Below are 14,077 nucleotides of genomic sequence, written 5' to 3' on the forward strand. Positions count from 1 at the left end.
TTGCCCGATAGGTTGGCGGTTTTTTGTGCCTGGTTCAGATTTGGTGAGGTCCTGGTCAAGCGGTCATAAACACAATTTTTTGTTTTTCTATTTTAAGATCACTGATATCTATCCTGTATGCGGCTGGATAATTTTGATCTCAATCTGTTGGTGGCTTTTGATGTGTTGTTGCAGGAGCGCAATGTAACTCGTGCCGCCAAACGTCTCAATGTAACCCAGGCAGCTATGAGCGCATCTCTGAAGCGGCTGAGGGATTCGTTCCAGGATGATATTCTGACCCAGCACGGCAAGAAGATGGTGCCTACGGCTCATGCGATCGATTTGGCGCCACGGGTGTCGGAGATGATTTTGCACCTTCGGAGTCTGATCTCGAGCGGCAGGGGCTTTGATGCCGCGACTTCGGATCGCCGCTTTTGGATATCCGCGTCGGATTATATTACCACTGTCCTGGTTGTTCCGTTTCTTGATATATTGCAGCGCGAAGCACCGAATATCAGACTAGATATATCGTTGCCGACCAACGAATCAGGGGCTCTATTGTCCAATGGCGAGCTTGACCTGCTGCTAGGCCCGGAAGAGTTTCTGGAAGCGGAGCACCCGCGGGAAGCCCTTTTTGAGGAGCGACATGTAGTCGTTGGCTGGTCTGGAAACCCGCTCATGCAACGGCCTTTGACGGCCGACGGCTTTTTTAACAGCGGGCATGTTGCTGTTCAGGTAGACCATCGGAACAGCTTTATTGAGCGTGCATTGGAAACCTACGGGAAAGAACGGCGGATAGAAATTACGGCACCGTCTTTCATTCAAGCGCCATGGCTGATTCCCGGCACGATGCGCCTGGCGTTGATGCATGAAAGATTGGCGCGGATAGTGGCTCCTGCAGCTTCTTTGACGATCGCCGAACCACCGATAGATTTGCCGGTGATGCAGGAAATGATGCAATTTCACCCTAGCCGTGAAATGGATGAAGCGGTAATTTGGTTGCGCCGCAAGCTGAAGCAAGTCGCACAAAATTCGACGCAGGCTTAGCCATAAGATCGATGAATTGCACCTGCTCGGCTTTGGTAAAAGCTGCGCGATTGGGCGTGACGGTCCGAAACCTTTGATAAATCCTACATTTTATCCATAAATCAAATTTATGATAAACCTAAAAAACAAATGATTTCCGCTATTAGCCAAAATGGTTATTACTATTCGTGAAATTGATTTTTCCAATCCATGCCTCTGGATTATCCATGGGACGGTAAAAAGCGGCGGCATACACGCAGCAAGAAATCAATATTTACGGGGAGGAAAATAATGAAGTTCCACAAATGTAATGCATCTGCATCGAAGGCAGCACTTTCAATCGCTCTAGTTTCTGCGATGTTCGCATCGCCGGCAGCGGCTCAGAATGCTGATAATGCTGAAGCTGATGATCCTGATATTATCATCGTGACTGCTCAGCGCAGTTCACAAGATATCCAGGATGTTCCTGTGTCGTTAACAGCGGTTACCGCGGACACTCTGTCAGATCGCAATATCAATACTGCCTCGGAAATATTCCTCGCCGCTCCTACGGTCCAGATTTCCGGCCTCAACGACAACGTTTCGGTTCGTGGGATCGGTACATTAGCTTTCACTCCCACTGTAGAATCAAGTGTTGGTTTTGCAGTCGATGATGTAAATGTCGGTCGGACCGCTCTGGCCCTTGGTGCATTTGACGATGTGGCGCGGGTCGAAGTTCTGAACGGACCGCAGGGTTTGTTGTTTGGCAAAAACTCTTCCGCCGGCCTGCTTAACATCGTAACCCGCCGGCCTGAGCTTGGGGAATTTGGAGGTTTTGTCAAAGCGGAACTCAATCTGCGCGACACCACGCCCGATGACGGTTATGGCGTTATTTTACGCGGCACCGTCAACGCACCGCTTGGCGAAAGTGCGGCGTTGCGGATCAATACCCGTTACACGCATCAAGACGGCATCGTGAAGGCGGTCGGGGCGGACTTGTCCGATAACAAAAAGGAAGATTGGGGCATCCGGGCGAAGCTGCTTGTTGAACCGAGCGACAATCTTGAAATCTATCTGATCGGTGAATATGCTGAAACAAGCGGGAGGTTTCTTGACAGCTATCGTCTCGCTGATCCGGCCGGTAGAGTCGTTGATCAGATAACTGCCGCTGGCATTACTGCCGGCCCCGAGAATCTTTTCATTGCGCAAAATGCGAGTTCTTTTCGTGATACTCAAATCAGCAGTATTCAGGGAACAATTGCCTATACGTTGCCCAACGATTGGCAAATTATCAACGTGACAGCGTATAAAAATCTGAAAACCAACTCGAACCTGGATTCTGATCGAACCACTGGAACCTATTTGGATAACAACCGGATCGATTCAGACTTCTCCCAATTCTCGAATGAATTGCGGCTTTCTATTCCTGACACAAACAGAGTTCACGGCCAGCTTGGTCTTTATTATTATCAGGCTGACGAGACTGATGACCGTCTGCTCGGAGGCTTTCAGAACCTCCCGGCTCCAGCGCTCCCGGGTTTTCCTTTCTGTATAAATCCACCAGTTGTGAGCCCCGGGGGTCCGCCGAACTGCAATGTGAGCAATGACTTCTTCATCGGCCGAGATACGTCGACGGATTTCACCGTTAAAAGCTTTGCCGCCTTTGGCCAGCTGAATTTCGATGTTACCGATGCCTTGACGTTGATTGCGGGTGCCCGTGTCACCCGAGACACGATCGACATCACTTCTGTCCAGCAGCAACTCAATTACTTCGTGCCCATTGCTGACCCGGGGACATTCGTCGAAGAGGCGTCGAACACAAACTTCAGTTATAAGCTTGGCGCACAATATGACGTGAGTGATGATGTCATGCTCTATGGCTATTATGCGACTGGTTATAAAGGTCCTGCATTCAACGACGTCTTTGTAGCAACCGTTCCCAACCAGGTTGCTCCGGAAACCGCAGAGACGTTTGAACTGGGCTTCAAGAGCAACTTTGCTGACAATTTGGTTACCTTCAACCTGTCCGCATTCCTGACGAAGTATGACGACTATCAGGCGCAATCGTTCAACGTGCAGTTCCAGACGTTCTTGCTGCAAAATGCCGGTTCGCTCGAAAGTAAGGGTGTCGAAGCGCAGCTTACTCTGCGTCCTGCCGACGGCCTGACAATCAATGCCAATGCATCAATTTTGGACTCGGTTTACAAAGAGTTTCTTGGTGCTGAATGTTACCCGGCCCAGCCCGGTTGTGGACCAGACAACACCTTTGATGCATCGGGTCAACCACTGCCGGCTTCAGCAAGCTTCACGTCAACGATTCAGGGCAGATATCAATTTGCAGTGAGTGACGCGCTGGATGGTTTTGTCAGTGCTAACTGGTATCATCGTTCATCGCTGAATTTTGATGTCAGCAACAATCCGACAACGGAAATCCCGTCGACAGACTATATTGGTGCCAGCATCGGTGTTGAATCAGAGTCCGTGCGTTTCTCACTTTTCTGCCGCAACTGCTTCGATGAAGTGCGTCCGACCGGTGTTACAATATGGGCCGGCGATGCTGCGCAGCGTGGCGTGTCTTCGACGTTCCAGAGCTGGGATCTGAACTCGGTGCGTAACTGGGGCGCCTCGGTCCGCTTCAAGTTTTAATAGGAAATGGAAATGCGTCTAATGCAAATAGTGATAGCCAGTGCAGTTGCACTGGCTGCCACCCCTGGCCATTCTAAGCATCACGCAGAGGCGCCAAGTGAAGAGGCCACAACCGTTGATGCTGGCAAATGGATCACGCTGGGCACGCGCGGCGGTCCCGTAACCATCCCGACGCGTTCCCAGCCAGCCAACTTGCTAATGTTTAACGGCAAGAAATATCTTGTTGATGTTGGGGATGGGGCCGCTGGTCAGCTTTCAAAAGCAAATATGCAAACCGCGATGCTGGATGGTGTGTTTATAAGTCATTTGCATTTTGACCATACTGGCGGTTTAGCGGCAATTTTAGGCCTGCGGTTTCAGACGAATGCTCCGCAGTCCTTTACTATTTACGGTCCTCCCGGAACGCAGCAATTGGTCGATGGTCTTCTGGACTCGATGACACCGGGGGCGACGGCCAATTACGGTGTGCCGGGCGCTCCGCCAAAGGATCACCGGGCTGGTATTGAGGTAGTGGAGCTACGCGATGGCGCCAAAATGAACTTTGATGGAATGAAACTGTCGGTGCGGAGCAATACGCATTATAGTTTTATACCTGGCAGCGATTTGGCAAAACGGTTTCAAGCCTTGTCCTACAGGTTCGATATGCCCGGGCGTTCAATCGTATATACCGGCGATACCGGGCCCAGCGAAGCAGTAGAGGAATTGGCGAAGGACGTTGATCTGCTGGTTGTCGAAATGATGGACGTGCCACTTATCGTTGCGGCGGTTGTGCGCAATAATCCTAAACTGCCTGCGCCAGCCGCAAAAAACATGGAATCCCATCTAACCAAACATCATCTGCTACCCAAAGATGTCGGGGAATTGGCTGCTCGGGCCGGTGTGAAAGCCGTTGTCGTGACCCATTTTGCCGGGGCTGAACCCAACAATCCCAAGTTCTTTGAATATCTGAATACGATTTCAGAATATTACAAAGGTCCAGTGGTTATCGCTAATGACATGGATGAATATTGATCAATGAATGATCTGAATATTCTTGTCATCGGTGGGGGCATTGGCGGGCTAACTTCTGCAATAGCGCTCAGAGGCAAGGGGCACAAAGTCACCGTGATCGAAAAGGATCCGGACTGGGCCGTCTATGGCGTCGGGATCATCCAGCAGTCCAACGTCATTCGCGCGATGGACGAGTTGGACCTTCTGGATGACTATCTGGCTGCCGGTGTGCCCTTTGATAATGTCGCGATCCATACGCCAAAAGGTATCAAGGTGGCTGAAGTCCCTGCACCGCGTTTGGTGGAAGGCTATCCGGCCAATGTCGGGATCGGTCGACCCGCCCTGCACAAGGTTTTGGGCGACCGGACAATTGCTTCGGGAGCGGAGGTTCGTCTTGGCGTTGTTGCCAATTCCATCGATGATTTGGGTGAGCAAGTCCGCGTGGGCTTCTCCGATGGCAAGACGGAAGAATTTGATGTCGTGATTGGCGCGGACGGCGTCTATTCAGACACGCGGAAGAAAATCATGCCCGATGCGGCAAAGCCCGAATTTACCGGACAAGCGGTTTGGCGCTATAATTTTGAACGCCCCGCCGATCTCAATGCGCTGCACGCCTATAATGGCCCGATTGGTATTGGATTGGTGCCGATCAGCGAAGCGCTGATGTATATGTATGTGACGACCCCGGAACCGGGTAAGCCATTTTATGAAACCAACGGTATCGCCAAGACCATGCGCGATAAACTGTCCGCTGCGCCACCGCAGATTCAGATTTTGGCCGCTCGAATTACCGAAGATGATGAAGTGGTTTATCGGCCGATGGATCAGATGATGCTCTATGGTGACTGGCATAGTGGCCGCGTCGTATTGCTGGGCGATTCCGTACACGCAACGACGCCGCATCTCGGCCAAGGTGCCGGCATGGCAATCGAAGACAGTCTGGTTCTCGCGGATGAATTGTCAAACCATGACACGCCTGACGACGCCTTCAAAGCCTATCGCGATCGCCGGTTTGAACGGTGTAAATATATCGTCGAAAAATCACTCGCCATTTGTCACGGGCAAATTGGCAAGGGGCCGCTTGTGGATCAAGCCGCAGCGACCGGAGAGATGTTCGGTATCGTCTCACAACCTATTTAACGCCCAGTTTTGAGGACCAATTGATGAGTCGAGTAACGGAAATTCGCTATGTGGGATATGGTGTCAAAGATTTTGACACCGAACGCAAATTCTATGCGGACGATTGGGGGCTGTTGGAAGTGGAAAGCACGGACGACATGGCCTGGTTCAAAACCCACGGCCATGACGAGCATCATGTTGTCCGCTTGCATAGGCGTGAAAACGATAGTGTCGAGATCATGGCTCTGGCCGCGGACAGTCGCGCGGATGTGGACGCTTTACGGGCGAAGGTCGGGGATGCGGGGTGCAAGATCATTCACGAACCACGCGATCTCGACGCACCGGGCGGCGGCTATGGTTTCCGCTTCTTTTCGCCCGACGGGCTTCCGTTTGAAATTTCTGCTGACGTTGCGCGTGGCGATCAGCGGCCGATGGAACGTTGGGAAGGCATGCCGCTGAAGATCAGCCATATTGTCTTGCATTCGCCCGATCACAAGGCGGCGGTTCAGTTTTTCACCGATGTTCTGGGCTTCAAGGTCAGTGACTGGCTGGGTGATTTCATGTGCTTCTTGCGCTGCAACGACGCGCATCACCGGATTGCGTTTCTACCGGGACCACCGTGCCTCAATCATGTGGCTTATGACATGCTGACCTTGGATGACATGATGCGCGGCGCCAACCGTCTGGGTAAGCGGGGCACCGAGATTAAATGGGGACCTGGACGCCATACTGCGGGCAATAATACATTCAGCTATTTCACAACCCCGGCGGGCTTTGCCGTGGAATATACGTCCGAGCTTGAAGAGGTGGATTTTGAAAAGCAAACGCCCACCATCCACGAACCCGGTCCTCAAATAATGGACCAATGGGGCATCGGGGTGGGTGGTCCGCAAACCATGCCCAAGCCGGAAGCCGATCCTTGTCTCTTCCAACCCTCTGAGGTCTAGCCACATGGCGTTATTTGAATATTTTCCCAATTATATCTGGAACCTTTCTGTTGCGATCGCGATGGAAAGTGGTGCGCAAATCGGTGAAGTCATCGATATGTGCCAACCCATTAAAGATGCGTCGGCAAATGGCGCGGAAGCCGGCCTGCCGCAATTTATGAAGCAATGGGTAGGGATGGGTGAAAAGCTAATCGAACTGGCGGCTGAGGATGAAGCCAAAGGCCGCAATTTCTCTGCCTCGAACAAGCTGGAGCGCGCATCGCTTTATCTGTTCACAGCAGAGCGCATGCAGGGACATGGTCATCCGGGGCGCACGGAGACATTTGCCAAGGCGCGCAGGACATTTGATCGATCGACATCGCTCGGTTCGCTCAATCGTGAGCGGGTAGAAATTCCACTCGATACCGGAACCATGTCAGCGATTTGGACAAAGGCGCCGGGCGCAGGCCGCAAGCCAGCGGTGGTGTTTTGTAATGGCCTGGATAGCAACAAAGAACTGCTATACTGGACGCGATTGCCAGAGGAACTGGCGCGGCGGGGCATCTCTACACTTTGTGTTGACCAACCCGGAACGGGTGAGGCGTTGCGACTGCAGGGCCTTCCGGTTGATCCCCATTCTGAAAGCTGGGCTTCCAAGGCGGTCGACTGGCTGGAAACGCAAGACAATGTGGACGGCAGCAAAATCGGTATGACCGGCATTTCCCTGGGCGGGCATTTCGCGCCGCGGGCGGTTGCTTATGAACCGCGCTTTGCCAGCGGTGCTGTTTGGGGCGCCAACCACAATTGGCGTGAAGTGCAGGATCAGCGCATGGAGCGCGAAGGTGAAAATCCTGTGCCGCACTATTGGGCGCATGTGCACTGGGCTTTTGGCGCGAAAGATCAGGAAGATTTTCTGGAAAAATCATCCGCCATGAACCTCAATGGTCATATGGACGGGATCAAGGTTCCGTTCCTTGTCACCCATGGGGCAAATGATCGGCAAATCAGCGTCAACTACGCCCATGATCTCTATGATCAGCTCATCAATAGCCCGCGCCGCGAGAAGGTGATCTTCACCGACCGTGAAGGCGGAGTGGAACATGTCGGTGCGGATAACATGTCTTATGGCCGGGATTTGCTTTCCGATTGGTTTGCTGAAACATTGGGTGGGCAAGTCGGATAGCAGAATGGGCTAAAATAGCCTGCGGTTGGATAAGGAAGAGGATGCGATTATGAATCAGGGGACAGCCGAGCGATCAGCTTATGGGGGCGATACGCGCCATGGGGTCATCATTCTTCTCGCGGCGATGATGCCGATCATGGCGATTACGTCGCTTATTCCGGTCCTGCCCCTGTTGTTCAAGGAATTTGGCAATGTCAGCGGTAGCCAGTTTTTTGTGCCAATGGCGCTCACGATTCCGGCGCTGTGCGTAGCGCTTTTTTCGCCTTTGGCGGGCTGGTTGTCGGATAAGGTCGGGCGCAAATATCTGCTGGTAGGCAGTTTGCTTCTCTACGCGGGTTTTGGAATCATTCCGTGGTTTCTGACCGATTTGTTCCAGATCATTGGCGCGCGTATCGCACTCGGCATTACAGAGGCGGTGATCATGACCGTCGCCACCGTATTGATCGGAGATTATTTCGAAGGTGCACGGCGAGAGAAATGGATTGCCCTGCAAGTTGGTTTTGGCAGCGTTGCTGCAATTATCCTGATCGCGGTCGGTGGTGCCCTTGGCGAGGTTCTGGGATCTCGGGGCCCTTTCTTGCTATATCTGCTGGCAATCCCGATTGCGCTGGCAGCGGCGATCATATTGTTTGAGCCAACCGTCAAATCGACGGAGACGGATGGCGAGCGCGTGAAGTTCCCGATCAAGGCCGTGTTGCCGTTGATCCTGACGACCATTGGTGTCGGGATTATATTTTACTCCATTGTCGTCCAGCTTGGACCGATTTTGGGGCTCTCGGGTGAAGTGTCTCCGGCAACTATTGGGATGATTGGAGCATTGACCAACTTGTCCGTCGCCGTGGGATCCATTCTCTTTAACCAGCTGAAGAAAAATGTTGGTCTGCGGCTGCTTACCGCCGGCCTTGTTCTGGCGGCGATCGGCTATGTTGGAATAAGCACAACAACAAACTTCTATGCTTTGGTTGCCTTTAGCGTTGTCGCTTGCATCGGCGCCGGGATGTTGCTGCCGAATATGTTGACTTGGACAATGAGCAACCTGCCCCCCGAAATGCGGGGACGCGGCATGGGTATGTGGACCGGGGCCTTCTTCCTCGGTCAATTTGCCGCGCCGTTGGTTACGGCCTCTATCGTTCCGATCACAGGCGGGTTTGCACAGGCGTTCATGGCCTATGGCGTTGTGATAGCGGCTGGAGCAATAGTCGCGCTGATCGTGGCGCGCGGGAGCGCAGTGAAAAGTTCGGCATGACCGGTTCACCGCCTCTCCGTTATTTTGCGCCGCCAAAGCCAAACAATTGATCCAATGATATTCCCATCGTCGGAAACGATTGATGACCGAACAAAGAAGGAAACCAAGCTATGAATGAGAAACCAATCCGACGCGTCGTCACTGGCCATAATGCCAATGGACAAGCTATCATTCAGGAAGATGGCATTGTTCCGCGCATTCAGAGGATCGGCGGAGATACCGGGCCAATGTTTTACGAAGTTTGGAACACCCGTGCCACGCCCGCTCCGATTGATCCGGCCTCTGGCGAACCGCCGGAAGAGGGTATCATTCTTGCTCCACCGTCGAATGGCACCAGAATCCGGGTTCTCGATATTCCACCGGATGACGATAGCTTGGATGAGATGACTCCGGAACAAGCGAAAGCGCATTTTGCCGAGATCGGAGCAGCGGATGCTTCTTCTTTCGAAGGCGCAGAATCGCGCCACGCCCATATGCATCGTACCGAAACCATCGATTACGGGATCGTTTTGGAAGGCGAGCTTGTTTTGATCATGGACGAAGGCGAAGCGACCGTTGGCGCGGGTGACATCATCGTACAGCGCGGTACCAATCATGGTTGGGCCAATCGCACCGATAAGAATTGCCGGATTGCGTTCATTTTGATCGACGGAAGCTATTCCGAAGAATTGCAGGGCTGATATGCGGCGCACCGTCTAGCGGAAACGGCGTGGATAAAGTGATGAGGGGTGACTGGCTTCACTGGCAGTTTTCCTATTAACAAAGGACGATGAAATGATATTTGCTACTTTGAAAGCGGATGGACCGGATGGGCAGTTGATTGCTGTTTCCAAAGATCACAAACGTTGTTTGAAAATTGAGGACCCGGTGTCCAACCTGCTTGGCGCCGCTGAAAATTGGGATAGGATAGCCGAGCAATTGCTGGCGATATCCGATCAACTTGCAAACGGTGATGGGTCTTCATTGGATATGTCCAAACTGGCGTCACCGATGCCGCGCAGTTGGCAGTGGCTCGACGGTTCGGCTTTCTCAACCCATGGCGACCTTATGCAAATTGCATTTGGCCTAGATCCCATCGATTCCGACAGACCGCTTATGTACCAAGGGGTGTCGGACAAGTTTTTCGGCCCGACCGAAGATGTGACGCTCCCATCGACAGAACATGGCATTGATTTCGAGGGTGAATTTGGCGTGATTGTTGATCATGTGCCAATGGGCACGTCAGCGGAAGATGCGATGGCGCACATCAAGCTTATCGTCCAGATCAACGACTGGTCTCTACGTGCTATTGCACCGATTGAGATGAAAACCGGTTTCGGTTGGGTTCAGGCAAAGCCGGCCTGTTCGATGGCACCTTTCGCCGTGACACCAGATGAATTGGGTGAAGGGTGGAAAGATGGACGCGTCTGTCTTGATCTCGACATCGACTGGAACGGCAATAAATTTGGTTCAGCCAATGGCGCCGCGATGGATTTTGGTTTCCATGAATTGGTGGCTCATGCCGCGTTGACCCGGGACTTGGTCGCTGGAACAATCATTGGTTCCGGTACCGTTTCCAATCCCAACTATGCTGAGGTTGGTTCCAGTTGTATTTCCGAAGTCCGCGCGATTGAAATGATCCGTGATAAGGGAGCCCCGACAACGCCATTCATGGCCTTTGGCGATCGGATAAGGATGGAAGGCCGCGGACTTGACGGCTCTTCACCTTTTGGTGTGATCTATCAAAAAGTTGTTCGCGCTAGTCTATGAATTCACCTGATGTGACTTATGACTTAAAAGGTTTTTGATGGATTGGAGTCAGCAGCTACTAGTTGAAAAAACCAATTGAACGCCCTGCTTTGACGGGGTGGCTATAAAAATAATGGAGAGTGACTTGGCTTACCCTTTTTCTTCCGATCAGGTGATGGTCCGCAACCGTTGGTATATCGCTGCCTTCAGCGATGAAATCACACGCGAGCCCATGGAACGGACTATATTGGGCAAGCCGGTAGTCTTCTATCGCACCGAAGCAGGTGCAGCGGTTGCAATGTACGGGATCTGCCCGCACCGCTATTTCCCGCTTGCGCAAGGTAAGGTGGAAGGTGATGCTATTGTATGCGGCTATCATGGATTCAAGTTCGACTTTAACGGCAAGTGCATAGATATCCCTTCGCAAGGAACTGGTTCCGGATTTTGTCAGCCATCCTATCGCGTCGAAGAACGTGGAACATTATGCTGGATATGGATGGGTGATCAGGATCTTTGTGATCCGGCGTTGATCCCGCCCTATGAGGATTTCGGTCTAGATCAGCCCGGTTGGTACGATAGCTCTTACAATTATTGTCGCATCAAGGGACGTCCACAATTGCTGGTCGATAATCTGATGGACTTGACCCATTTGCCTTATGTGCATCACCATATCAAAGGCGCCGAGGGCATGAAGGACCCGACTTTGACTCAAGAAGAGCGGAACGGGTTTTTCAATGTGGTTCGGGAGATGCCACTATATTGGAATCCTTTCCATGAGCTTATTTACGGCAAAGATGCGGCCTTTGAAGGTGAAGCGCGGGTTGAAAATGCAACCGCTGTTTATGGACCGGAACTCATTCGGACTGGTCTTGGTACGATCCAATCCATTGATGGCGACACCAATGTTCCACCGGAACTTGGCACCATTCACATTTTGCACGGCATCACACCGGAAACCGAGAATTCCGTGCATTATTTCGGATTTTCCACGCGTGATTTCCGTATTGGCGACAAGGCTCTGGACGAGTTTCAATTCCACTCCGATGTGAAAATCCGTGGTCAAGATAAAGTCGCCATCGAGGCCGTTGAAACGCGGTTGGACGCGTCAGCACAGTTGCAGCAAGAGCTGCTGGTTAAGTCGGACATTGGTGCAGTGAAGGTCAGGAAGATGATCCAGGCGATGCTTGATGCCGAAGCCACTCAAGACGCATGAGCGAGACTATTTCAACATGCGGTCATGAACTGAAACCCGTCCCCGTTGAAAAGCGCGGCAAGCATTTGGTGGTGGATATCCACGCTCATTTGAATGTCGCGGCGGCGGATGCAATGATCCGTGCCGAAATTCCCAACCCGCCCAATCCGATGGCCTTCATGTCGCCGGCATCGATGAAGGTGAACGGAGCGATGTTTGGTGAAATCGGCAAAAAACTAAATGGTGTCGATGACCGGATCGCTGATATGGATCGGCTGGGCGTGGACATGCAGGCGATCAGCCCTTCGCCGGGACAATATTATTATTTCGCTCCACCCGAACTCGGACGCAACGCAGCGCAGGCGATCAATGACGGCATAGCCGACGCTGTCGGTCGGCACCCGGACCGGCTAACCGGCCTTGGTACAGTGCCGCTTCAAAATACGGACATGGCCATTGCCGAGTTGCGGCGCTGTGTGAAGGATTTGGGGCTCCGCGGTGTCGAGATTGGAACGATCGTTGATGGAGAAGAACTGGCAGCAGAACGTTTGCGACCGTTTTTTGCCGCGGCCGAAGAACTGGATGTTCTGTTGTTCATGCACCCTCTAGGCTTTTCCCACGGTGAGCGGCTGGCGGAACATTATCTCGATAATATTATCGGCAATCCGCTGGAATCTTCTATCGCGCTAAGCCATCTCATCTTTGGCGGCGTGCTGGATAGTTATCCCGGACTGAAGCTTTGTGTCGCGCATGGTGGTGGGTATCTACCGGGCTATTGGGGCCGCATGGATCATGCGTATCGCGCGAGGGAAGATTGCCGGCAACATATCAGTCGCGAACCTTCCAGCTATCTCCGGCAGATATGGTTGGACACGCTGGTATTTGATCAGGACCAATTGGATTTCCTTGTCAAAACGCATGGTGCGGACAAGCTATGCTTGGGTTCCGACTATCCCTTCGATATGGCCGAGCCTGATCCAGTGCCGTTTCATGACAAGTTGAGCGAGACAGACAGAGCGCGTATATTGGGCCTGAATGCGGCCGACCTGCTGGGGCTAGAGGTCCAAAAGCACGACTAGACCATAGTGAGGTCAGGGGTTTGCCGTCTGGTTCTCTAGCTTCTTTGCTATTTCCTGTAGCCGCTGTACTACCCAGCGGACCGCCTCGTCGTTGGTGTTTTTGGCAGACCATTGTGCGACTTCGCGAACTTTGGGAAACTCAAACGGTAGTTCGAATATCGTGACCGGAAGCGTATCGCTAATTTGATTGGCAAGATGCCGATGGATGGTCGCGATGCGATTGGTTTTGATAATGAAGCGCGGCACCGATGCAAAGCTGGGCGCGAAAGTTTCTATATTCCGATGAATCCCGATGCGTCGTAGAGCCGTTTCATCGAAACCCCGTGCATTGTGGTTCAAACGAACGGAGACATGGCCCAGCTGATTATATTGCTCCATCGTCAATGCATCTTTGATATGCGGATTTTCGTTCCAGCTGATAGCGACAAAGTCTTCTTCATATAAAAATTCGCTAGGCAAATTGGCATCGACGAGAAAATCTAGCGCGATGATTATATCTGTTTGGCCGCGCTGAAGCATGGTGACGGGTTCTTCGGTCAGCGGCAGCACTTGGAAGCGCATATGCGGTGCTTCAGTGGAAAAGATGCTCACAGCCTCGGTTAGCAAGACATGTGCGACGACATCAATTGATGCGATAGAAATGGTCCGGTCGGATACAGAAGGGTCGAACGCATCTGGCGTCAATATGGTTTCGCGGATCAGTGCCAGCGCTTCCTTCACCGGCTGTATCAAGGCGTCGCCCCGCGGTGTGCACGTCATTGTGCGTCCCGAAGACACGAGCAGGTCGTCTTCAAAAAATTCACGCAATCTGCTTAAGGCCGCACTGGCACCAGACTGGCTTAGATTGAGTCGCTCAGCCGCAGCCGACACGCTCTGCTCCTCCAGCAAAGCATCCAGAACGACCAATAGATTAAGATCAAGTTTTTCGAAACGCATAGCGCGGCTAGGCTAACACCAATGTCAGAATGCGGCAATCATGAAACT

At 52.4% G+C, this 14,077-nt stretch carries 12 protein-coding genes; 11 read left to right on the forward strand and 1 reads right to left on the reverse strand.

All coding sequences use genetic code 11. The annotated features are described in order from the left end of the window. Positions 1-117 precede the first annotated feature (117 nt). The 11 genes from ABJG22_RS03215 to ABJG22_RS03265 all read left to right on the forward strand — a co-directional run bounded on the left by ABJG22_RS03215 (position 118) and on the right by ABJG22_RS03265 (position 13,093). Positions 118-1,026: a LysR family transcriptional regulator gene (locus tag ABJG22_RS03215; protein ID WP_348018809.1), complete on the forward strand. Its 909-nt coding sequence runs from the start codon at positions 118-120 to the stop codon at positions 1,024-1,026. A 189-nt stretch (positions 1,027-1,215) separates the two neighbouring features. After that, entirely contained in the window at positions 1,216-3,630 is a 2,415-nt protein-coding gene (locus ABJG22_RS03220) for a TonB-dependent receptor (protein ID WP_348018810.1), read from the forward strand. 21 nt (positions 3,631-3,651) lie between these two features. After that, entirely contained in the window at positions 3,652-4,641 is a 990-nt protein-coding gene (locus tag ABJG22_RS03225; protein WP_348018811.1) for an MBL fold metallo-hydrolase, read from the forward strand. A 3-nt stretch (positions 4,642-4,644) separates the two neighbouring features. Next, positions 4,645-5,760 (forward strand): FAD-dependent oxidoreductase, encoded by a 1,116-nt coding sequence (locus ABJG22_RS03230; protein ID WP_348018812.1) that lies wholly within the window; start codon positions 4,645-4,647, stop codon positions 5,758-5,760. A gap of 23 nt (positions 5,761-5,783) precedes the next feature. Then, positions 5,784-6,686, forward strand: a complete 903-nt coding sequence (locus ABJG22_RS03235; protein WP_348018813.1) for a VOC family protein — start codon at positions 5,784-5,786, stop codon at positions 6,684-6,686. 4 nt (positions 6,687-6,690) lie between these two features. Then, positions 6,691-7,848: an alpha/beta fold hydrolase gene (locus ABJG22_RS03240; RefSeq protein ID WP_348018814.1), complete on the forward strand. Its 1,158-nt coding sequence runs from the start codon at positions 6,691-6,693 to the stop codon at positions 7,846-7,848. 49 nt (positions 7,849-7,897) lie between these two features. Next, entirely contained in the window at positions 7,898-9,094 is a 1,197-nt protein-coding gene (locus tag ABJG22_RS03245) for an MFS transporter (protein WP_348018815.1), read from the forward strand. 110 nt (positions 9,095-9,204) lie between these two features. After that, complete coding sequence (locus ABJG22_RS03250; RefSeq protein WP_348018816.1) at positions 9,205-9,774, forward strand: cupin domain-containing protein; 570 nt, start codon at positions 9,205-9,207, stop codon at positions 9,772-9,774. 94 nt (positions 9,775-9,868) lie between these two features. Then, a complete protein-coding gene (locus ABJG22_RS03255) occupies positions 9,869-10,843 on the forward strand; it encodes a fumarylacetoacetate hydrolase family protein (RefSeq protein ID WP_348018817.1) in 975 nt (324 codons plus the stop codon). Positions 10,844-10,967: 124 nt separating this feature from the next. Next, complete coding sequence (locus ABJG22_RS03260) at positions 10,968-12,035, forward strand: aromatic ring-hydroxylating dioxygenase subunit alpha (RefSeq protein WP_348018818.1); 1,068 nt, start codon at positions 10,968-10,970, stop codon at positions 12,033-12,035. Then, complete coding sequence (locus ABJG22_RS03265; protein WP_348018819.1) at positions 12,032-13,093, forward strand: amidohydrolase family protein; 1,062 nt, start codon at positions 12,032-12,034, stop codon at positions 13,091-13,093. The genes ABJG22_RS03260 and ABJG22_RS03265 overlap by 4 nt, the downstream gene beginning before the upstream one ends. A gap of 12 nt (positions 13,094-13,105) precedes the next feature. Here the strand turns inward: ABJG22_RS03265 and ABJG22_RS03270 are convergent, their stop codons facing one another. After that, complete coding sequence (locus ABJG22_RS03270; protein WP_348018820.1) at positions 13,106-14,029, reverse strand: LysR family transcriptional regulator; 924 nt, start codon at positions 14,027-14,029, stop codon at positions 13,106-13,108. Positions 14,030-14,077 lie beyond the last annotated feature (48 nt).

This window comes from Parasphingorhabdus sp., from assembly GCF_039939955.1.
In the GTDB taxonomy this organism is placed as follows: Bacteria; Pseudomonadota; Alphaproteobacteria; order Sphingomonadales; family Sphingomonadaceae; genus Parasphingorhabdus.